Below are 22,342 nucleotides of genomic sequence, written 5' to 3' on the forward strand. Positions count from 1 at the left end.
TGTTAAAACTTAGACTTATCCAGAGCTTGCCTATGCCTATCCAAATCAATTTGGAATGCGCGCCTGGTGAGTTACATGCCCTAGTGGGGCCGTCAGGCAGTGGAAAAACAACCGTACTAAGAACTATCGCCGGATTAAGAAATCCTAGCGCTGGAAAAATTGAGTGCGATACAGAAATCTGGTTTGAGGCTGAGGAATTCGGCGGCACAAGCAAATCGCTTTCTGCAGCTCAGCGCTCTTGCGGCTTTCTATTTCAACAGTACGCCCTTTTCCCTCACCTTACCGCGCTAGAGAATGTTTGTATTCCACTACAGAATTCAGGCCTCAATACGAATGGACGCAAGGCAATTGCATTTGAGTGGCTAAAAAAAATGGAGATTTCCGAACTGGGGGATCGCATGCCACATCAGTTGTCGGGTGGACAGCAGCAACGGGTTGCGCTTGCTAGGGCGCTCGCACGAAAACCTAAGGTACTTTTACTTGATGAGCCCTTCTCCGCCATTGATACCCCAACACGACAAAGCCTCTATAAGACATTGGCAGATCTGAGGAAAGATTTAAATATCCCGATTCTTCTGGTAACTCATGACTTGAGAGAGGCTGATTTACTAGCCGATCGAATTACCGTAATTGATCAAGGTATAGGCCTACAAACCGCTACCCCGCAGACCTTATTTCAAAAACCTCGAAATTCTAGGGTTGCTGAATTAGTGGGAATAAGCAATATGTTTCATGGCATCTTTGATTCTGGGAGTCTTACTTGGGATGGCTGCCAGCACATATTCTCCGTGGCTGATAAGGGCAAGATTCCTCCCAATATGCGCGTTGCTTGGGTCATTCCACAAAATGGTCTAAGCGTCCATGCCAACCCTTCTGATATCAGCGTTTGTGCCACAGTGGAAAAAGTGAGTAGCTTAGGACAAATCGCAGTCATTGAGTTTCGAATTGAAAACAGTTCGAATACGATTGAATGGGAGGCATCAGCCGCAGAAGTGAAGCGACTGCAAATTGAAGTTGACAAGTTAATGCACATTGAATTAGATGGTGATCAAATTCATATCATGCCATTACGGCCTATCAATGATCCCCGTAGATTCCAAGAATCCACAATACCTAATTAATTTTTTTAGCTACCATTCCAAGCAAGGCTGACATGCCAGCATGGCGGGCGCCCTCTGACAATTCTTTTTCATAGCACTGTAAATCTAGAATCTCAAATCCCGGAGTTAGTTCACGAATTAACTCCTCGGTATACAAGTGCTCAATTAGTGATGGACCACCAGTTTTGTATTCCAACTGCTTCGGCGTATACCCCTGAAGGATAAATAAGCCGCCAGGTTTCAGGGTTTGACGAACCTGGTTAAAAATCCGAACACGCATTTCTGGATCGGCAAACTGAATAAAGATTCCTATTGCCGCATCAAAGGTATTGGGCTGCCACTCGAAACTGTCCGTGTCAGAGAGGCTATATTGGATATTGACCTGATTTTCTTTGGCAAAATGATTGGCCTTAGTAAGCGCGATGTCAGAGACATCAAAGCCAGTAACGCGCATTCCCTGCTTTGCTAGCCATACACCATTGCGCCCTTCTCCATCGGCAATACAGAGAACAGAAGAGTTGGGCTTTAGATGCTGGGGGGCTTGCGCAACAAGATACTCATTTGGCTCTTTACCAAAGATGAACTCTTCTTTATCAAATCGTTCATTCCAGAACTGGGTAGCATCAGTAAAGCTCATTGGATAACTTGCCTCAGGTTAATTAAATAATGAATTACTTTTTCAAACCACCAATGAGATCATTTTTTAAATCAACTACATTCTCCAAACCAACCGCAATGCGAACCAGGCCATCAGTAATACCAGCAGCTTTACGGGCCTCTGGACTGACTCGGCAATGGGTCGTTGTCGCAGGATTGGTAATGGTTGTACGCGTATCACCTAAGTTAGCGGTGATAGAGCAAAGCTTAGTTTGATTAATCAGCTTGAATGCAGCTTTCTTACCACCCTTTAGGGTGAAAGATAAGATTGCGCCACCGGCCTTTTGTTGGCGCTTAGCCAACGCATGTTGAGGGTGAGACTTCAGGCCTGGATGGTAAACACGGTCTACCCCAGGCTGCTTTTCTAGCCATTCAGCAATTGCTAGAGCATTTGCACTCTGTTGCTTCATACGCAACTCTAGAGTCTCCAAGCCTTTTAGGAATACCCAAGCATTGAATGCTGAAAGCGTAGGACCAGCAGTTCGCACATAAGGAAATACTTTGCCCATGATGAAATCATTGCTTCCCACAATGGCGCCACCAACCACACGTCCCTGTCCATCTAAATATTTGGTCGCAGAATGAATCACGACATCAGCTCCCAAGGCGAGAGGCTTTTGTAAAGCAGGCGTACAAAAACAGTTATCAACCGCAAAAAGAACCTTCGCTTTTTTAGCTATCTTGGAGATGGCTTTGATATCTGCAATCTCGGTCAATGGATTCGATGGTGTTTCCAAATAAAACAATTTAGTGTTTTCTTGGACGGCATCCTGCCAAGCCTTAGTGTTCGACAAATCCACATAGGTAGTGGTGATGCCGAAACGGCCCAAAATATTGCTGAACAATTGAATGGTCGCACCAAAAACAGAGCGAGAGCAAACCACATGATCGCCTGCCTGCAAGTGAGACATCGCCATTGTCAAAATAGCAGCCATGCCAGAAGAAGTCGCAATGCAAGCCTCACCGCCCTCTAAAGCGGCCAGGCGATCCTGAAACATGCTTACTGTTGGATTGGTGAAGCGGGAATAAATGAAGCCCTGATCTGCGTGAGCAAAACCATCAGCCGCTAACTCAGCGCTATCGAAGCAAAAGCTAGAGGTCAGGAACATCGCCTCTGAATGCTCTTGATATTCAGCAGTACGACGAGTGCCAGCACGAACCGCTAAGGTTTCAAGTGCAAGCTTTGAGAAATCAGGTTTTTTACGTGTGGTTGTGCTCTTCATACCGCTATTTTGACACCGAATCGGAGAATTGCCTCAGACAGTAGCGCCTGAGGAACCCTATCGTTGTTTTTAGTCTTCGGTAGCCAAGTGCAAATGAAGCTGTGAACGCGCAAAGTCACTGGAATCACGTTGGCGATCAGCCTTAGCCTCAGAGGTATTGCGCGCAGCCTCTAGAGCATCTAGATAGGATTCATTAATATCGCCCGTGATGTAATTACCATCAAAACAAGAAGCCTCAAAATGCTGGATATTAGGATTAATGTCCTTCACGGCCTGCTTCATATCTTCGACGCTTTGATAAATCAATTGATCCGCGCCGATCATCTTATTGATCTCTTCATCAGTACGGCCGTAAGCGACTAATTCACTGCGTGTCGGCATATCGATGCCGTAGACATTGGGGAATCGCACAGGAGGTGCGGCAGAAGCAAAAATCACTTTCTTAGCACCGGATTCACGAGCCATCTGCACAATCTCAAACGAGGTAGTGCCCCGAACAATCGAGTCATCCACAATTAATACTGTCTTATCCTTAAACTCAATACGCATGGCATTGAGTTTCTGGCGTACTGATTTTTTACGAACTGCCTGACCTGGCATGATGAAGGTTCTACCGATATAACGATTCTTAAAGAAGCCTTCGCGATAGTCAACGCCTAGACGCTTGGCAACCTGCATTGCTGCTGGTCGACTAGAATCTGGAATCGGCATCACCACATCAATTTCACCTGGAATAGTTTCTTTACGAATCTTTTCGGCAAGATAATCACCCATACGCATACGTACGTTGTAAACAGTCACACCATCAATAGTTGAATCAGGACGAGCCATATAAACGTATTCAAAAATACAAGGCGTCAGAACTGCATCAGCCACACACTGACGTGAGTAGAAATTACCATCCAAATCAATATAGATCGCCTCACCAGGATTGACATCACGCACAAAGGTAAAGCCCAGACCATCAAGCGCTACTGACTCAGAAGCAATCATCCACTCTGGACCCTTAGGCGTATCAATGCGACCAATACACAAAGGACGGATACCAAATGGATCGCGGAATGCTAATAGACCATAACCAGCCATCAAAGAAACAACTGCATAAGAACCTTTAACGCGCTTAGTGACTTGAGTGACCGCATTAAACATAGCGCCCTCATCTAAGGCAGCGCTATTGGTTTCTTTTTGAAGCTCATCAGCCAATACGTTCAATAGAACTTCCGTATCTGAACTGGTATTAATGTGACGACGATCGCGATAAGCCATCTCAACACGCAGGCTCGCCGCATTTGTAAGATTACCGTTATGCGCCAAGATAATTCCGTAAGGCGCGCTGACGTAAAACGGTTGGGCCTCTTCTTCGCTGCTGGCTGAGCCAGCAGTTGGATAGCGCACCTGACCAATGCCGGCACTACCTAACAAACTACGCATATTGCGCGTTCTAAATACATCTCGTACTAAACCATTGGCTTTATGCATCGTGAATGAGTTGCCATTCATCGTTGCCATGCCGGCCGCATCTTGACCACGATGTTGCAATAGCAACAATGCGTCATATATCAGCTGATTAACTGGGGAGTGGGAAACTGTTCCAACGACGCCGCACATAAGCCTAGATCCCTATTGTTAATGAAGGTGTAACGGTAGGTGTAATTTTAGGCATTGCATCACCTAATTGTTTAGCCCAATCGGCAGGTAGCCAATTTTTAATTAATCCAGTTGCCATGTCGATAGCTGGACGAGTAATTGCTTTTTGCCAAGCCATGCTCTGAGGTATTGGGGTTAATGCCGCTAATGTTGCCATCACGACTACCACTACTCCGCCGCGGACTAAGCCAAAAACAAGACCCAGAAAACGATCCGTCATGCTCAAGCCAGCGGACAAGATAATTTTTTGAATGACATTGCCGACCAAGCCACAAACAATCAAGGTCAGAATAAACAGAATTAGAAAACTCACACCCAAACTCAGTAGCTCATCCATGTGAAAAGTGGATAACCACTCAACAGAAAGATAGCTGGTGTAGTGATAGGCAACCCAGGCCGCAATAAACCAAGAGGCTAGGGCCAATACTTCTTTAAATAGGCCTCGAGAAATTCCCACTAAAGCGGAAACCAATAGGACTACTAAGGTGAAGTAATCCACCGGGGTTAGTTTCAGGGTGGATAAATATTCCATTAGGGCGCACCAACCTCAACCAGCCTTGGAGATAGACCCATGGCTTTGACCTTTTTCTCAGCAGCTTCAGCTGCATCCTTGTCTGTGAATGGGCCAGCCCTTAAAACATAAAGTTTCGTACCATCAGCGCCCGTCTTATTGAGTACATAATTAGGGATCTTTTGATCCTTCATCTTAGCAATCCAGCCCTTAGCACGCTCTTCGGAAGCAAAAGCACCAATCTGAATTACATATTTACCGGGGCCTGCTTTTTTTGGAAGCTCTTCAGTTTTAGATTTAGTAACCACGCTGGGTGCTGCTACTACCTCTTCACCAGCAGCCAAACCAATCGCGTTGGCTTTGCTTGCAGTAGGCGCCGACTTGGTGTCGGCCTTGGTCTCGGACTTTGCATCAGGGGTTGGCGTCACTACAAGGTCTTTAGCTTGAGTAACTTCTTTTTCTTTTACGGGTGTTTCAACAACTACGGCTGGCTTAGTCTTTTCATCACTCACTGGCAATGCAGCATTAGGCGCGGGAAGGCTGCTAACAATATTCACAGCAATATCGTTGTTCACAGACTTGGGTTTGTTATCCAAAATACGAGGTAAACCCACTACAGCAATTAAGACTAAGACAGCTGCGCCAATGAGGCGATGACGGGCACGTTGCTGTTCTGGATCTTCAGTAAGGGCGAGCTCTTCATTTTCTTGAGCGCGTTGAAAGCTACGGGGAGCTAATTTATTGACTGTACGACGACCCCTCACTGAACCTCGGTCAAGGTCTTCAGTCTCAGAGTTTCGCTTAAAAAGCTTCGGTAAACGAATCATGGATCAATGCGCCTGGTTATTTCGATATGCCATTACGCCGGCAACGGTATAGAAGGATCCGAAGATGACAATTCTATCACCCTCACCTGCTTTAGAGAGCGCTTTTTGATACGCTGCAGCAGGATCTGGGAAGCACTCAATACCGCCATCTTCCCCATTTTTGACGGATACGCCGAGCTCAACTAGCTTCTCGGATAAGGATTTGGCGCTAGCTGCGCGCGGAGTCGGTAAATCAGTACAAAACCAGAAATCAACACTGCCTAACAAAGGCTTAATGACCCCTGCAATATCTTTGTCAGCCATAGCCCCAAATATGGCATAGGTATAGGGGTGATAGCCCATCTTATCCAAACCTTGCCCTAAGGTAGCAGCAGCATGAGGATTATGAGCAACATCCAAAACTATCGTAGGCTGACCTGGGAGTACCTGGAAACGTCCAGGTAACTCGACCAAAGCAAAGCCATTGCGAATGTCTTGAGCACTCACTGGCAAGCGCTGATGCAATGCCATTAAGGCGGCAATCACAGCAGAGGCATTCAGGATTTGATTAGCCCCACGTAAAGCGGGATAACCCAATCCGCTAAAGCGTTTTTGGCGGCCAGCCCAACCCCACTGCTGTTTATCACCTTGAAAATTATAGTTACGACCCTGAAGCCATAAATCACATCCGAGTTTCTCGGCGTAATCAATTAAGGATTGTGGGGGTACTGGATCCCCGCAAACTGCGATGCCGCCAGGGCGAAAAATTCCAGCCTTTTCACGTCCGATTGCTTCGCGCGTACCACCCAAAAAATCGGCATGATCAATATCAATACTCGTGACGATCGCACAATCTGCGTCGACGATATTGACTGCGTCAAGGCGACCACCCATGCCAACTTCAAGCACTACAGCATCTAAGTTCAACTTAGAAAATAAATGCATGATTGCCAAGGTGGTGAATTCAAAATACGTTAAGGTTGGCGCATCCACCAAACTGACGCGTGCTTTCTCTACAGCCGCAAAATGCTCGAGCAATAGATCATCTTTTACTTCCTCACCATTAAAACGAGCGCGTTCATTGAACTTCAGTAAATGTGGGGACATATGGCAACCGACTCTGTAGCCAGATGCCAACAAAATACTTTCAAGGTAGGCACAAGTTGAACCTTTGCCATTGGTTCCGGCCACGGTAATAACGGGGCATTCGAAATGAAGGCCTAAGGCAGCTTTAACGCGATTGATTCGATCAAGACCCATATCGATGCCGACAGGGTGAGCAGTTTCGAGGTGACTAAGCCAAGCCGCAAGGCTAGAAAAAAGAATGGGGGGTTGGTGTGCGGAACTCAAGCGCTTTATACAGCTGCGCTACCCGCGATCGCAGGCTCAGGAAGCTGCTGCAGCAATGCCAGCAGATGGGCGATTTCACCGCGCATTTGGCGGCGATCCACAATCATGTCAATACCGCCCTTTTGCAATAAAAATTCAGAGCGCTGAAAGCCTTCTGGTAATTTTTCACGGACTGTTTGCTCAATGACGCGCGGACCTGCAAAACCAATTAAAGCTTTTGGCTCAGCTATTACTACATCACCCATGAACGCGAAGCTGGCAGAAATTCCGCCCATTGTTGGATCTGTTAGCACGCTGATATACGGTAAGCCTTTTTTGGACAACAAAGTCAGCATAGAATTCGTTTTTGCCATCTGAAAGAGCGACAGCAAGCTTTCTTGCATACGTGCACCACCAGTAGCAGTAACGCAGATGAAGGCGCACTTTTTAGCAATTGCCTCTTGCACGCCGCGAGCAAATCGTTCACCCACGACGGAACCCATAGAGCCACCCATATACTGGAACTCGAAACAGGCGACTACTGCAGGAATACTCTCAATCTTCCCACCGAGAACAATCATAGCCTCGGATTCGCCTGAGGCATCAGTAGCCTCTTTTAGGCGGTCAGGATACTTTTTGGAATCTTTAAACTTCAGTGGATCGATTGGGTAAATATCTGCGCCAATCTCATAACGCCCTTTTGGATCCAAAAGACTATCGAGTCGCTGACGTGCACCAATGCGCATGTGATGACTACATTTAGGGCAAACCGATAGATTCGCCTCAATATCAGTGCTGTAAAGCACTGTTTCACAGCTGGGACACTTAACCCACAGACCCTCAGGCACAGATTTGCGGTTAGCAGGATCCGTATGTTGGATTTGTGGGGGTAGTAATTTATCGATCCAGCTCATCAGTTTTCAACTATCCAGTGCATTAACTATCTAAAGCGACGCGAATTTCACGTATGAAGGTTTCAAGTGATTGTACCGCCTGGCCAGGTGCAGAATCCTCCAAAAGTCGAATAATTCGACTGCCAATGACCACTGCATCTGCTGTTTTTGATACCGCACGGGCACTTTCAGCGTCATTAATGCCAAAGCCGACGGCAATGGGGATGGCCGTAGCATCACGGATCTTGGGGATAATGCTGGCCACATCTTGCGTATTCAGGTGGGAGGCGCCTGTAACACCTCGCATGGATACGTAATAGATATAACCAGAAGCTATTTTGGCAGCATCTTTTATGCGTTCTGGTGATGAAGTAGGAGCCAGCAAAAATATAGGATCGACACCTGCCACCTTCATGCGGGCAGCGAAATCAACGCACTCTTCTGGCGGGTAATCAACAATCAACACACCATCTACACCAGCAGCCTTAGCTTCAGTTGCGAAGCGCTCGGCCCCCATTTGCTCCACAGGATTAGCGTATCCCATTAAAACAACTGGTGTCTTGGCATCCATCTTTCGAAACTCTTTCACCATATCCAAACAGCCGTGCAAGGTAACGCCTTGGGACAGCGCCCGTTCGGATGAGCGTTGAATCACTGGACCATCTGCCATCGGATCAGAAAAAGGTACGCCGAGCTCAATAACATTGGCGCCACCACGAACCATTGCGTGCATTAATTCAACGGTGAGCTTGGGGTCCGGATCGCCCGCAGTAATAAAAGGAATGAGCCCTTTTTTTCCAGAGGCTTTTAATTCATTAAAGAGTGCGGTAATTTTTGACATTGAAATTCGTATCTATTCTGTATTGATTCTTGATTTAACCTTCGGAGCCGGTAGCTTGCGCAACCGTATGCATATCTTTATCACCGCGGCCAGATAAGTTCACCAAGATTGTTTTATCTTTAGATAGTGTTGGCGCTAATTTGCAGGCATATGCAATCGCATGTGATGACTCCAAAGCGGGAATGATGCCCTCAATACGACAGCAGTCGTGAAACGCTTTTAACGCCTCTTCATCGGTAATTGCCACATAATCAGCGCGACCTGAATCTTTCAACCAAGCATGCTCAGGACCAACACCGGGATAATCCATACCAGCGGAAACGGAATGTGTTTCAGAAATTTGGCCATTCTCATCTTGCAAAAGATAGGTACGGTTACCGTGCAACACACCCGGCCTACCTTCGCAGAGCGCTGCAGAGTGAAGCCCGCTATTTAAACCGTGACCTGCAGCCTCTACACCAACCAATTTCACTTCAGGGAAATCGATGTAAGGATAAAAAATACCCATCGCATTGGAGCCTCCGCCAACACACGCCATTACGTAGTCAGGCTGACGTCCAGTCATTTCAGGCATCTGCACTTTGCACTCTTCGCCGATCACACTCTGAAAATCTCGAACCATCATGGGATACGGATGAGGACCTGCGACAGTACCGATGATGTAGAAAGTATCTTCTACATTCGTAACCCAATCACGCATTGCTTCATTTAACGCATCTTTAAGTGTTTTAGTACCAGACTCAACAGGAACTACTTTTGCACCAAGTAATTTCATGCGAAAGACATTTTGCGCTTGACGCGCCACATCAACAGAACCTTGATAGACAGTGCAATCTAAACCAAAGCGAGCGCAAATAGTTGCAGTCGCAACCCCATGCTGCCCTGCTCCAGTCTCAGCAATAATGCGCGGCTTACCCATGCGCTTAGCCAACATTGCTTGACCGATTACATTATTAATTTTGTGAGCGCCAGTGTGATTCAAATCCTCGCGTTTGAGATAGATTTGCGCACCACCTAACATCTCGCTCCAACGTTTAGCGTGATAAACCGGTGATGGACGTCCTACGAAATGCTTGAGTTCATAATGAAACTCTTCAAGAAACTCTGGATCGTATTGATATTTAGCGTAAGCTGCTTTGAGTTCATCCAAAGCAAACATCAACGTCTCAGAAACAAATACGCCTCCGTAAGGACCGAAGTGTCCTCGTGCATCTGGCTTATCGTACATAAATACCTCTTTGATTAGTTACTGCAAATAATTAGGATGGTGTGCTTGCGTCAGCAGCACGAACCGCCTCGATAAACCCCCTCATCAAGACGTGATCTTTTACACCTTTGCTGATTTCTACGCCGCTAGAGACGTCAACCGCGCAAGGATGCAGACGAGCAATCGCTTCGCCCACGTTGTGAACGTTCAATCCACCACTCAAAACGACCTGAGGCGCGTTTGCGCTTATCCATGCTTGTGGAATTCCTGACCAATCAAAAGGAACACCCCCTCCTCCATAACTCTCAACTAGAGCATCGAGCAAAAAGGCATTTGCATGGCTATATTGTAGGGAAAAATCATCAAATGCGAAGCCTGCCCCAACGCGCGCAGCCTTCATCCAAGGCTGACCCGCAGCAAGGCGCTCACACTCCTGAGGTGACTCATCCCCGTGAAACTGCCACAAAGTAATGGAGGCGGCCGCTCTAATAGCCTCAAATTCAGCATCTGAAGCATTTACGACCAGTCCAACAGCATCCACCCCTGCTGGAAGTCTAGAAATCAGGGCAGCAGCGATATTGGGGCTTACAGCCCGAGGGCTTGGCGGGTAAAAAACAAAGCCAACGGCATCCACGCCTGCGGCAACAGCAGCATCTACATCTGCTGGCGTCTTTAGGCCGCAGATTTTGACTCTGGTTCGAGTGGGAGAGTAAGTAAGTAAGCCCATAAGGGAAATGATAAGGCCTTAGGCAATAACCGCCTTAGGCAGCCAAGAATTTTCAAGCCAGGGTTTGGGAATGTGAAACTCCTCAGGATAAGCAATTTGAGCTAAGTAGAGGCCTGCTGGAGAGAATGTAGGTGCTGCAATGCTGCGGTCTTTGGCTGCCAAGACCTCTGCCATCCATTCTGCTTTTTGCTTGCCGACACCTATCTGTATAAAGCTACCCACTAGATTGCGAACCATATGATGCAGAAATGCATTACCTTTAATCTTGAAATACAACCAAGGTGCATTCGAGAAAATCTCGATGGAATACATTGTCTTTATGGGAGTTTTGCTTTGGCACTCTGAAGACCGAAATGAGGTGAAATCATGCTCACCAATTAAACACTCAGCAGCAAGCCTCATGGCATCAACATCAAACCAGCGATCTGCTGGCAGCATCACATAACCCGCACGATCCGCTGTCATGGGAGAGCGGCACGGCCCCGCATGCAATGCGTAGATATAAGTACGCTCGTGCGCAGAATATCTCGCACTAAATTCTTCAGAAACTGGCTGAGCCCAATTGACTACGATCGATTCAGGCAAGAAGGTATTTACCCCCCTGACCCAAGACCAGTTTTCTCGCTCAACCCCGACATCAAAGTGAACAACTTGGCCTAGCGCATGAACACCTGTATCCGTTCTACCTGCTGTGATTACTCGGATAGGATTAGATTTTAGAGCATCGATTCCCACAAACGCAGAAATAGCTTTTTCTAATTCATCTTGGATCGTGATTTGATTAACTTGAGACTGCCACCCAGAATAAGGGCTGCCATCATACTGAAGGCCTAAGGCGATCCTCATCGTGAAGTCAGCTATTTCTGTGGGACAACTCGGCCAACAAGCCTTGAGCCTCGACCGTAATGGCAGGATCTATTGATCCACCAATATGAACAATCTCTTGAAGGGATTTTTTAGCTGCTGCGAAGTCTTCAATAGTGATGTAGGCGCGGGCTAAATTTAACTTGACGCGAAGCGCATCTGCGAGTGGGTTTACCTCGGCTACCGGTGGTTTACTAGATTTTTTAGCGGGGCTTAGATCTAAATCAATCCCCGCAAACAATGCCTTAGCGCGAGCTGGCATAACGCCTTGAGATAGGTCAGGCTGTTTAGTAGTTGTAGCCGCCTCAGGAATCGCATCTGAAAAATTGCGCACTTCGGAACGTCGCGCATTTTTTGCTAGCAACCAAAGCAATAAACCTGTGAGCCCCATTAAGCCCAAAGCAAAAATCGCTGGTGCAAATCCACCCAAGCCAAACGCACCATTCTGCTTTGCCTGCTCTGAGGACTTGCCTTTGGCCTGATCCAGTAAGCGTTGCAAATCAGCGATATTCTTTTCAAGCTCAGCTACACGGATGCGCGTTTGTTCAAGCGCTTTTTCTTGCGCAACGAGATCTTCTGTATAGCGACGTTCCTCAGAACTACCTTCTGCACTTGATCCAATTTTGAGTCTATCTTTTGCTGGCGTATCTTCGCCCTTCTTCAGAGTGCTTGCACTTTGTGCCCCACCCTTAGCTTCGCGCTCAGCGATCCATTGAGCATTTGATTCGGCTACAAATTGTTGAGCCTCAGCCGGGCTAATCGAGCGCAGTAAAGCTTGATTTGGCCGATTCAGTTCAGCACCAGCTTCTAGGCGGCTAATGCTGCCGCTGGCAAATGCATCAGGATTGGCTTTAAATAAAGCCATCATCGTCTGATTTAGCGTGGCACCTTGCAATTGAGGCGCTAACTGCGCTGCGATTTCCGAAAGAGTTTGACCGGGTTTGACCAGAATTTTCTGAGTATCGCCAAGTAACAATGTATAGGTTTTAGTAAGGCTACCAGCTGACCAATTTAGCGTTACCAAAACATCCAAGAAAGGGTCGTCTGTCATGGGCACAGATTCAACCGTCTCGAGCAAGACCATCAACTGCTCTTGTTGATTGCGATAGATCATCGCCTGCGGGTTGAGGGATAGGATCTTTTGGGAGATACCCAAACGATCATAGGCAGACTTGTTAGCAATACCGACATTCAAACTAGAGAGAGCAGACTGTTCATCCGCCCCAACCCGAATTGGGAACTCTACTTTGAGGGGCTCACCAGGTCTAGAGAGTAGTTTTGGGGAGCCGAGAGAAATAGCTCCTGCTGTACATGACCAACTTAGCCAAACTAAGCAAAGCGCTCTTACAAAATGAATTTGGCTAAACCTGAACATTAGCGCTCTAACAAAATGCGGAGCATGCGACGCAATGGCTCAGCAGCACCCCACAATAGTTGATCGCCGACCGTAAAAGCACCCAGGTATTCAGGGCCCATAGCCATCTTATGTAAACGGCCAATAGGTACTGTTAACGTACCGCTAATTGCAGCCGGGGATAATTCACGCTCAGTCGTTTCGCGATCATTCGGAACAACCTTCACCCACTGATTATCGTTAGCCAAAATTGCTTCGATCTCTTTGAGTGGGATATCTTTTTTAAGTTTGATGGTCAAACCTTGTGAGTGACAACGCATAGCGCCAACACGGACACATAAACCATCGATAGGAATACTTCCAGGCGTTCTGAATGCAGGTCGACCCAAGATCTTATTAAATTCAGCGCCGCCCTTCCACTCTTCTTTAGTTTGGCCATTCTCAACCGGGACATCAATCCAAGGAATTAAGCTGCCTGCCAAAGGTGTGTTGCGGAAATTTTTCTTAGGAAAATCTGGTGAGCGCAAAGTCTCTGTAACTTTGCGATCGATATCCAGAATCCAAGAGGATGGCTCAGCTAATTCAGTAGCCACGCTGTCACGCAATGCGCCCATCTGCAAGAGAAGTTCGCGCATATTTTGTGCGCCAGCGCCAGAAGCGGCTTGATAGGTCATGGCACTAATCCACTCGACCATGTCAGCTTTTACTAAACCACCCATAGCCATCATCATTAAACTAACTGTGCAGTTACTACCAATCCAGTTTTTTCCTCCAGCAGCCAAAGCTTTATCAATCACTGGACGATTTACTGGATCCAAAACTAAAACGGCATCATCCTTCATACGTAAGGCACTAGCCGCATCAATCCAATGGCCTTGCCAGCCAGCAGCACGCAACTTAGGAAAAATTTCATTGGTGTAGTCGCCACCCTGGCAAGTCAAAATGATGTCGCAACGTGATAGCGCTTTGATATCGTTTGCATCTTGCAAAGTATTTTCGCTCTTAGTAACTTTTTGACCATTCAAAAGCGGGACTTCGCCACCAGCCTGGCTAGTACTAAAAAATACCGGCTCAATGAGATCAAAATCCTTTTCGGCCAACATTCTCTCCATGAGAACGCTACCAACCATACCGCGCCAGCCAACTAAGCCTACTAATGGTGTTTTTGTATTTGCCATGATGATCAACTATCTATTCAGTGTGATGATGTATTTTTTGTATGTAAGTAATGCTTATTTTGAAAGAGCGGCAACAACAGCATCGCCCATTTCAACAGTAGAAACTTTTTTTGTGCCTTCAGTAAAGATATCAGCAGTGCGCAAGCCTTGAGACAAGACTTTTTGTACAGCTGCCTCAATACGATCTGCTTCAGCGGGCATACCCAATGAGTAACGCAACATCATGGCGGCAGATAGGATAGTCGCCAGTGGATTAGCGATACCTTTACCAGCGATATCAGGCGCAGAGCCGTGGCTTGGCTCATATAAGCCTTTATTGTTTTTATCCAATGAGGCTGAGGGCAACATACCAATTGAGCCAGTGAGCATAGCCGCCTCATCTGACAGGATATCTCCGAAAAGATTGCCAGTCACGACAACGTCGAAGGCTTTAGGGGCCTTAACTAATTGCATCGCTGCGTTATCAACGTACATGTGTGATAACTCAACATCTGGGTAATCTTTACCCACACGAATCATGACATCACGCCACAGCTGTGAAGTCTCTAAAACGTTTGCCTTATCCACGCTACAAACTTTTTTACCACGTTTACGCGCAGCTTCAAAGGCGACGCGGCCAATGCGCTCTACTTCTGGCTCGCTGTAATGCATCATGTCATAGCCTTCGCGAGCACCTTTAAATAAAGGGAGCTCGGAAGTACGAATGCCACGCGGTTGACCGAAATAAATATCGCCATTTAGTTCACGAATAATCAAGATATCCAGACCACCAACAATTTCTGCTTTAAGGCTGGATGCAGCCGTAAGTTCGTCGTAGCAAATAGCAGGCCTGAAATTGGCGAACAACTCTAAGTGCTTACGTAAACCTAAAATTGCTTGCTCTGGACGAAGTTCACGCGCCAAGGTGTCATATTTCCAATCGCCTACAGCACCAAACAAAATAGCATCTGCTTTTTTAGCAAGCTCTAATGTCGCTGGCGGTAATGGGTGACCCGCTACATCATAAGCAGCGCCGCCAACGGGAGCTGTCTCGAGATCAAATTTAGGGCCAAGCGCGTTTAATACCTTAACGGCTTCAGCAACGATTTCCGGGCCGATACCATCGCCCGGGAGGACTGCAATTTTCATGAAAGGCCTTTAACTCAATAAAACTACGGCAGTTGTGTAGCAAGCCAAGGCATCTTGAGGATGCGCTCAGCTTCGTAAGCCTTGATTTTATCTGCATGTTGCAGGGTTAAGCCAATATCGTCCAAGCCGTTGAGCAGGCAGTGCTTTCTAAATGGAGCTACATCAAAGCTGTAGGCGGTTCCATCGGGGGTAATCACTTGCTGGGCATCTAGGTCAATTGTGAGCTGGTAGCCGTTAAAAGCCAGAGTTTCATTGAATAAATGGTCAACCTGCAGCTCAGAGAGAGCAATCGGTAAAAGGCCATTTTTAAAGCAATTATTGTAAAAAATATCTGCAAAACTAGGCGCAATGACCGCCCTAAAGCCGTATTGGCCCAAAGCCCAAGGAGCATGCTCCCGGGAGCTGCCACAGCCAAAGTTCTTGCGAGCCAACAAGATACCAGCATCTTTATAGCGCGCTTGATTCAGAACAAAATCTGGATTGATTGGGCGAGTGCTGCAATCTTGACCAGGTTCACCATGGTCCAGATAGCGCCATTCGTCAAACAAGTTTTGTCCAAATCCGGTCTTTTTGATGGACTTTAAGAATTGCTTAGGAATGATGGCATCGGTATCGACATTCTCGCGATTAAGCGGAGCAACCAAGCCTTTGTAAACGGTAAATTTTTCCATAATGGTCTTTGCTGAATTTCTACTGAGCGCTTACTTCACCGGCGTCACAACAACATCTTTCCCTGAAGTTTGGGATTGATTGGTATTAGTAGAGTTGCCACCCATGGAGTTGCCCATAGTTTGCATGTCTTTTCCAAGACCTTCCATCATATTGCTGCAAGCAGAAAGAACAATTCCGGCGATAGCAACGATGGTTAATTTTTTAATCATTGTGAAAGAAGACCATTTAAACACTGTAATTCCTTAAGAAATCTTACGCACATCAACGAAGTGACCTTCAATAGCAGCCGCTGCAGCCATTGCTGGACTTACCAAATGTGTTCTTCCGCCATTGCCCTGACGACCCTCAAAATTACGATTAGAGGTTGAGGCGCAACGCTCGCTTGGCTCAAGTCGATCGGCATTCATTGCCAAGCACATTGAGCAACCGGGTTCACGCCATTCAAAGCCAGCAGCCTTAAATACACGGTCTAAGCCTTCGCGCTCGGCTTGGGCTTTGACCAATCCAGAGCCAGGGACCACCATTGCCAATTTGACATTAGCTGCCACTTTTTTACCAAGACGATCCACCACTTTGGCGGCAGCTCGGATATCTTCAATACGACTATTAGTACAAGAGCCGATAAATACTTTATCAACTGAGATGTTGCTTAATGGTGTATTGGGAACTAGGCCCATGTACTCAAGCGCACGTTCCATCGCTGCACGTTTATTCGCATCACGCTCTTTCTCAGGATCTGGAACGCGATCACTAATGGCTAGAACCATTTCTGGAGATGTACCCCAAGTCACTTGAGGAGCAATCTCTTCAGCGCGCAACTCAACAACAGCATCAAACTTCGCATCGACATCCGAATGTAAAGTCCGCCAGTATTGCAAGGCATGACGCAAAGCCTCGCCTTTTGGGGAATAAGGCCTCCCTTGAATGTATTCGATAGTAGTTTCATCAACAGCTACGAGTCCAGCGCGAGCACCTGCTTCAATCGCCATATTGCAGATGGTCATACGACCTTCCATGGACAGGTTGCGAATGGCTTCACCAGCAAACTCAATCGTATAACCGGTTCCACCAGCAGTACCAATCTTGCCAATTACTGCCAGCACGATATCTTTTGCAGTAGAGCCCGGTTGAAGGCGTCCATCCACCTTGACCAACATGTTCTTGCTCTTTTTCATGAGCAAGGTTTGAGTGGCTAATACGTGCTCAACTTCTGAAGTACCAATACCAAAAGCCAGCGCACCAAAGGCGCCATGAGTGCTTGTGTGTGAATCACCGCAGACAACGGTCATCCCAGGCAACGTTGCGCCCTGCTCTGGCCCAATCACGTGAACAATTCCCTGGCGGGCGTCGTTCATTTTGTATTGAGTAATGCCAAAGGCATCGCAGTTCTGATCCAGCGTATCAACTTGTAATTTAGAAATCGGGTCAGCGATTCCTTGCGAACGATCCGTTGTCGGAACGTTGTGATCCGAAACCGCCAGGTTGGCGGAGATGCGCCAAACTGGACGGCCAGCTAAATTCAACCCTTCAAACGCTTGAGGGCTTGTCACCTCATGCAATAACTGACGATCAATATAAATCGTGGCCGTGCCATCTTGTTCAGAATAGACGACATGGTCATCCCACAATTTGTCATAAAGCGTACGTGACATGTAAATCCTCTAAAGCTTTTATTTACGTACAGAAATGTTAGGAACCTTGCGCGAAGTTTCTCCAACATATAACTGACGTGGACGACCAATCTTATACTCCGGATCAGTAATCATCTCTTCCCACTGAGCAATCCAACCAACTGTTCTTGCCAAGGCAAAAATACAAGTAAACATTTCTGTTGGAACACCCAAAGCGCGCTGAACAATACCTGAGTAGAAATCAACGTTTGGATAGAGCTTACGACTGACGAAGTAGTCATCTTCTAAGGCAATCTTCTCGAGAGTCATCGCCAACTTGAATAAAGGATCATTTTCGAGACCCATTTCTTTTAATACTTCATGGCAAGTCTCACGCATCAACTTTGCACGTGGATCAAAGTTTTTGTAAACGCGATGGCCAAAGCCCATCAAACGAACACTAGAGTTCTTGTCTTTAACTTGAGCAATGAATTCATGAATCTTGTCTACGCCACCATTTGCTTGGATTTCATTCAACATTTGCAAGCAGGCTTCATTCGCCCCACCGTGAGCTGGGCCCCATAGGCAAGCAATACCAGCAGAGATAGCAGCAAATGGATTGGTGCCAGAAGAGCCGCACAAGCGAACTGTCGATGTAGAAGCGTTTTGCTCATGATCAGCATGCAATGTGAAGATGCGATCTAAGGCGCGAACCAATACTGGGTTAACTTTGTAGTCTTCACAAGGCGTTGCAAACATCATACGCATGAAGTTAGCTGTATATGAAAGCGAATTATCTGGATAGATAAACGGCTGACCAACAGAGTATTTGTAAGCCATTGCAACCAATGTCGGCATCTTCGCAATCAAACGAATCTGAGCTACTTCGCGCGCTTTAGGCTGACTGTAATCAATTGCGTCGTGATAGAACGCAGCCATTGCACCAACTAGGCCAGTTAACACTGACATTGGATGTGCATCGCGACGGAATCCGCGCAAGAAGAATTGCATTTGCTCATGAACCATCGTATGGTGCATCACCATTTCTTCGAAATCTTTTTTCTGATCGGCATTTGGCAATTCACCATTGAGCAACAAGTAGCAAACTTCTAAGAAGTCGCAGTTATGCGCGAGGTCTTCGATTGGGTAACCGCGGTAGAGCAGCTCACCTTTATCGCCATCGATGTAAGTAATTTTGCTATTGCAAGAAGCGGTAGAGAGAAAGCCTGAATCGTAGGTGAACTTACCGGTTTGACCGTAAAGTTTACGAATATCAATGACGTCAGGACCAATTGTGCCCTTGTAAATTGGCAAGTCGATGTCTGGTGTGCCGTCCGAAAACGATAATTTTGCCTTGATGTCCGATTCAATCATTTCTAATCCTTAGTCATTCAAATTGATGATTAATACACTATTTGATCATGCGTCTGCACTGCACTTGCACCAAAATACCGAATTACTTTTGCCTCAGCCTTTGTAAAACAGCCTTAAAGGCAGCTTCTTGTGATTCTTTTTCCAATGCTGCTACAGAATCTTTTCGACCAATCAATAAATCCATGAGGTCATTGTCTTCTAAGGCTAGCAACTGGGTTAATACTTTTCCATCTTCCGCATTGAGTTGGGCACCATGGCGCTCAAAAAAACGCTGCAGAATTAAATCGTTCTCTAGCAAGCCCCTGCGGGCATCACTCTTTAAGCGATATAACTCTGCATTACTGAGGGTCATACCGCTCTACGAACCATCAGCTCTTTAATCTTTCCAATTGCCTTGGTTGGATTTAAATGCTTAGGACATACATCCACGCAGTTCATGATGGTGTGGCAACGGAATAAACGGTAAGGGTCTTCCAGATTATCCAAACGCTGTGCAGTTTCTTCATCACGACTATCCGCAATAAAGCGATAAGCCTGCAACAAACCTGCTGGGCCAACGAACTTATCTGGATTCCACCAGAAAGATGGGCATGAGGTGGAGCATGATGCGCACAAAATACACTCATACAAACCATTCAGCTCTTCACGCTCCTCAGGACTCTGGAGGCGCTCTTTTTCTGGAGGTGGATTGTCATTGACCAAGTAAGGCTTGATAGACAAATATTGTTTGAAGAATAAAGTCATATCGACAATCAAATCGCGCACGACTGGCAAGCCAGGCAATGGACGCAATGTAATAACTTTAGGCAGAGTCAACATATTGGTTAAACAAGCCAGGCCATTCTTACCGTTAATGTTCATGGCATCAGAGCCACAAACACCCTCACGGCATGAACGACGATAAGAAATGGATTCATCTTGTCTCTTGAGAGAAATCAAGGCGTCCAACAACATACGCTCACCAGTCAATTCAAGCTCATAACGCTCCATGCGCGGAGCTGCATCGACATCTGGATCGTAGCGGTAAATTTCAAATATGCGGATATCACTCATTATTAATTTCTCTTCTTTTAGAAAGTACGTTCTTTAGGAGGGAAAGACTCAACTGTCAGAGGCTTTAATACAACCGGCTTATAGTCCAAGCGATTACCTTCGCTGTACCAAAGAGTGTGCTTCATCCAGTTGTCATCATCACGCTCTTGGTGATCATCATGTGAGTGCGCACCACGACTTTCAGTACGAGCTGCAGCTGAAATCATTGTCGCGTTAGCGGCTTCAATCAAATTAGCAACTTCCAAGGCTTCAATACGCGCAGTATTGAAAATCTCAGACTTATCTTTGAGCCACAAGTGCTTCGCGCGCTCAGTGAGCTTCGCCATTTGACGAACACCTTCGTCCATCAACTCTTGATTACGGAATACACCAGCATACTTTTGCATCGTCTTGCGAATATCGTTTGCAACATCTTGCGCATACTCACCAGAGGTAGAGTTATCAAGAGAGGCAATGCGCGCCAATGTTTGCTCACCAGCATTCGCAGGCAATGGCTTGAATTCACGATTCTTGAGATCCATCGCCACAATATGATTGCCTGCTGCACGACCGAAAACCAACAAGTCGAGCAATGAGTTTGTACCCAAACGATTCGCACCGTGGACGGATACACAAGAGCACTCACCAATAGCATACAGACCATTAACGATGTCGTTATGTTTGCCATTACCAGGCACAACCACTTGACCGTTGATGTTGGTAGGGATACCACCCATCTGATAGTGAATAGTTGGCACAACGGGAATTGGCTCTTTAGTAACGTCAACGTTAGCAAAGTTAATACCGATTTCATAAACAGAAGGCAAACGCTTCATGATGGTCTCAGCACCAATGTGAGTTAAGTCGAGGACGACATAATCACCATTTGGTCCACAGCCACGACCTTCTTTGATTTCTTGGTCCATACAACGGGAAACGAAATCGCGAGGCGCTAAATCTTTATAGGTAGGAGCGTAACGCTCCATGAATCGCTCACCATCTTTGTTGCGCAAGATGCCGCCTTCACCGCGGCAACCCTCTGTCAATAACACGCCCGCACCGGCTACGCCAGTTGGGTGGAATTGCCAGAACTCCATATCTTCCAATGGAATACCTGCGCGTGCTGCGAGGCCCATACCGTCACCGGTATTAATAAAGGCATTTGTGGATGCGTCCCAAATACGACCTGCACCACCAGTTGCCATCATGACAACTTTGGTCTCCAGAATATAAACCTGACCTGTTTCCATTTCGAGCGCAGTAACACCAACTACATCACCTGCGTCATCACGAATGAGGTCAAGCGCTAACCACTCAACAAAGAAATTGGTTTTTGCGCGAACGTTACGTTGATACAAAGTGTGCAACATGGCATGACCGGTTCGGTCAGCTGCAGCACAGGCGCGTTGAACAGCTTTTTCACCGTAGTTCGCAGTGTGTCCACCGAAAGGACGCTGATAAATCGTGCCGTCTGGATTGCGGTCAAAAGGCATACCGAAGTGCTCTAGCTCATAAACTACTTTTGGAGCTTCACGACACATGAACTCGATCACGTCTTGGTCACCTAACCAGTCGGATCCTTTGATCGTGTCATAAAAGTGATAGTGCCAATTATCTTCACTCATATTTCCGAGTGAAGCACCGATACCACCTTGAGCGGCAACGGTATGTGAGCGCGTTGGGAAAACTTTAGTTAACACCGCAACGTTCAGGCCAGCTTCTGCTAATTGCAAAGAAGCACGCATACCCGAACCACCTGCACCAATAATTACCGCGTCGAAACGGCGGCGTGGCAATGCTTTTTTAATCGCGGTCATTGAATTACACTTTCCACAAAATTTGTACGGCATAGGCCGCACAGGCTACGAGATACAAAACAGTTAACACTTGAAGCGTTAAACGAATGCTGACAGGCTTGATGTAATCCATCCAAATATCGCGGATACCAATCCAAGCGTGATAGAACAAGCTGATAAAGAATAGAAGCGTTAAAAGCTTCATAAACTGATTGCTAAATAATGCAGCCCACCCTTCATAAGTCGCACTACCAGTAATGCAGTAGTCAACCACTAAAACGATTGTGAAAACTACCATCACGATGGCAGTCACACGCTGAATAATCCATTCTTTAAGGCCGTAATGAGCGCCAACAACTAAGCGCTTCGGTCCGATTTGATAAATAGGCATTA

At 46.6% G+C, this 22,342-nt stretch carries 23 protein-coding genes; 1 reads left to right on the forward strand and 22 read right to left on the reverse strand.

Translation table 11 applies throughout. The features are described 5' to 3' along the window. Positions 1 to 32: 32 nt before the first annotated feature. Positions 33 to 1,121, forward strand: coding sequence for an ABC transporter ATP-binding protein (locus tag ICN42_RS10025; RefSeq protein WP_216862482.1), 1,089 nt, complete (start codon positions 33 to 35; stop codon positions 1,119 to 1,121). Here ICN42_RS10025 and ICN42_RS10030 read toward each other — a convergent pair. From ICN42_RS10030 to sdhD, 22 genes are all read right to left on the reverse strand, one after another. Beyond that, a complete protein-coding gene (locus ICN42_RS10030) occupies positions 1,114 to 1,737 on the reverse strand; it encodes a bifunctional 2-polyprenyl-6-hydroxyphenol methylase/3-demethylubiquinol 3-O-methyltransferase UbiG (protein WP_216254147.1) in 624 nt (207 codons plus the stop codon). The two genes, ICN42_RS10025 and ICN42_RS10030, sit on opposite strands and share 8 nt — an antisense overlap. Positions 1,738 to 1,771: 34 nt before the next feature. Next, positions 1,772 to 2,980, reverse strand: a complete 1,209-nt coding sequence (locus tag ICN42_RS10035; protein ID WP_216254150.1) for an O-succinylhomoserine sulfhydrylase — start codon at positions 2,978 to 2,980, stop codon at positions 1,772 to 1,774. A 69-nt stretch (positions 2,981 to 3,049) separates the two neighbouring features. Beyond that, positions 3,050 to 4,588: an amidophosphoribosyltransferase gene (gene purF / locus ICN42_RS10040; protein ID WP_216254153.1), complete on the reverse strand. Its 1,539-nt coding sequence runs from the start codon at positions 4,586 to 4,588 to the stop codon at positions 3,050 to 3,052. A 4-nt stretch (positions 4,589 to 4,592) separates the two neighbouring features. Next, entirely contained in the window at positions 4,593 to 5,159 is a 567-nt protein-coding gene (locus tag ICN42_RS10045) for a CvpA family protein (protein ID WP_216254156.1), read from the reverse strand. Further along, positions 5,159 to 5,965 carry an SPOR domain-containing protein gene (locus ICN42_RS10050; protein ID WP_216254159.1) on the reverse strand — a complete coding sequence of 269 codons (807 nt, stop codon included), beginning with the start codon at positions 5,963 to 5,965 and terminating at the stop codon, positions 5,159 to 5,161. Before ICN42_RS10050 ends, ICN42_RS10045 begins: the two co-directional genes overlap by 1 nt. Positions 5,966 to 5,968: 3 nt before the next feature. Continuing rightward, on the reverse strand, positions 5,969 to 7,294 hold the full coding sequence (folC, locus tag ICN42_RS10055) for a bifunctional tetrahydrofolate synthase/dihydrofolate synthase (RefSeq protein WP_216254162.1): 1,326 nt from the start codon (positions 7,292 to 7,294) through the stop codon (positions 5,969 to 5,971). A gap of 5 nt (positions 7,295 to 7,299) precedes the next feature. Continuing rightward, on the reverse strand, positions 7,300 to 8,187 hold the full coding sequence (accD, locus tag ICN42_RS10060; RefSeq protein WP_216254165.1) for an acetyl-CoA carboxylase, carboxyltransferase subunit beta: 888 nt from the start codon (positions 8,185 to 8,187) through the stop codon (positions 7,300 to 7,302). 22 nt (positions 8,188 to 8,209) lie between these two features. Next, positions 8,210 to 9,007, reverse strand: a complete 798-nt coding sequence (gene trpA / locus ICN42_RS10065) for a tryptophan synthase subunit alpha (protein WP_216254167.1) — start codon at positions 9,005 to 9,007, stop codon at positions 8,210 to 8,212. A gap of 34 nt (positions 9,008 to 9,041) precedes the next feature. Beyond that, on the reverse strand, positions 9,042 to 10,235 hold the full coding sequence (trpB, locus tag ICN42_RS10070) for a tryptophan synthase subunit beta (protein ID WP_216254176.1): 1,194 nt from the start codon (positions 10,233 to 10,235) through the stop codon (positions 9,042 to 9,044). Positions 10,236 to 10,266: 31 nt separating this feature from the next. Beyond that, complete coding sequence (locus ICN42_RS10075) at positions 10,267 to 10,941, reverse strand: phosphoribosylanthranilate isomerase (RefSeq protein ID WP_216254179.1); 675 nt, start codon at positions 10,939 to 10,941, stop codon at positions 10,267 to 10,269. Positions 10,942 to 10,959: 18 nt separating this feature from the next. Then, positions 10,960 to 11,787 carry a tRNA pseudouridine(38-40) synthase TruA gene (gene truA / locus ICN42_RS10080; RefSeq protein ID WP_216254182.1) on the reverse strand — a complete coding sequence of 276 codons (828 nt, stop codon included), beginning with the start codon at positions 11,785 to 11,787 and terminating at the stop codon, positions 10,960 to 10,962. Positions 11,788 to 11,794: 7 nt separating this feature from the next. After that, positions 11,795 to 13,180 (reverse strand): FimV/HubP family polar landmark protein, encoded by a 1,386-nt coding sequence (locus ICN42_RS10085; protein ID WP_216254200.1) that lies wholly within the window; start codon positions 13,178 to 13,180, stop codon positions 11,795 to 11,797. Further along, positions 13,180 to 14,337 carry an aspartate-semialdehyde dehydrogenase gene (gene asd, locus ICN42_RS10090; RefSeq protein ID WP_216254203.1) on the reverse strand — a complete coding sequence of 386 codons (1,158 nt, stop codon included), beginning with the start codon at positions 14,335 to 14,337 and terminating at the stop codon, positions 13,180 to 13,182. The genes ICN42_RS10085 and asd overlap by 1 nt, the downstream gene beginning before the upstream one ends. A 54-nt stretch (positions 14,338 to 14,391) precedes the next feature. After that, entirely contained in the window at positions 14,392 to 15,465 is a 1,074-nt protein-coding gene (gene leuB / locus ICN42_RS10095; RefSeq protein ID WP_216254206.1) for a 3-isopropylmalate dehydrogenase, read from the reverse strand. A gap of 23 nt (positions 15,466 to 15,488) precedes the next feature. Further along, entirely contained in the window at positions 15,489 to 16,136 is a 648-nt protein-coding gene (gene leuD / locus ICN42_RS10100) for a 3-isopropylmalate dehydratase small subunit (protein ID WP_216254209.1), read from the reverse strand. Between the two features lie 30 nt (positions 16,137 to 16,166). Then, positions 16,167 to 16,370, reverse strand: a complete 204-nt coding sequence (locus ICN42_RS10105) for a hypothetical protein (RefSeq protein ID WP_216254212.1) — start codon at positions 16,368 to 16,370, stop codon at positions 16,167 to 16,169. Positions 16,371 to 16,379: 9 nt separating this feature from the next. Beyond that, entirely contained in the window at positions 16,380 to 17,789 is a 1,410-nt protein-coding gene (gene leuC / locus ICN42_RS10110) for a 3-isopropylmalate dehydratase large subunit (RefSeq protein ID WP_216254215.1), read from the reverse strand. A gap of 18 nt (positions 17,790 to 17,807) precedes the next feature. Further along, positions 17,808 to 19,121: a citrate synthase gene (gltA, locus tag ICN42_RS10115; protein WP_216254219.1), complete on the reverse strand. Its 1,314-nt coding sequence runs from the start codon at positions 19,119 to 19,121 to the stop codon at positions 17,808 to 17,810. A gap of 82 nt (positions 19,122 to 19,203) precedes the next feature. Next, positions 19,204 to 19,473, reverse strand: coding sequence for a succinate dehydrogenase assembly factor 2 (locus ICN42_RS10120; protein WP_216254224.1), 270 nt, complete (start codon positions 19,471 to 19,473; stop codon positions 19,204 to 19,206). After that, positions 19,470 to 20,174: a succinate dehydrogenase iron-sulfur subunit gene (locus ICN42_RS10125; protein WP_216254227.1), complete on the reverse strand. Its 705-nt coding sequence runs from the start codon at positions 20,172 to 20,174 to the stop codon at positions 19,470 to 19,472. The genes ICN42_RS10120 and ICN42_RS10125 overlap by 4 nt, the downstream gene beginning before the upstream one ends. Positions 20,175 to 20,191: 17 nt before the next feature. Beyond that, on the reverse strand, positions 20,192 to 21,970 hold the full coding sequence (gene sdhA, locus ICN42_RS10130; RefSeq protein WP_216254230.1) for a succinate dehydrogenase flavoprotein subunit: 1,779 nt from the start codon (positions 21,968 to 21,970) through the stop codon (positions 20,192 to 20,194). Between the two features lie 4 nt (positions 21,971 to 21,974). Then, complete coding sequence (sdhD, locus tag ICN42_RS10135) at positions 21,975 to 22,340, reverse strand: succinate dehydrogenase, hydrophobic membrane anchor protein (RefSeq protein ID WP_114691369.1); 366 nt, start codon at positions 22,338 to 22,340, stop codon at positions 21,975 to 21,977. Between the last annotated feature and the right edge of the window lie 2 nt (positions 22,341 to 22,342).

It is taken from the genome of Polynucleobacter sp. 71A-WALBACH, assembly GCF_018882365.1.
Lineage (GTDB): Bacteria > Pseudomonadota > Gammaproteobacteria > Burkholderiales > Burkholderiaceae > Polynucleobacter.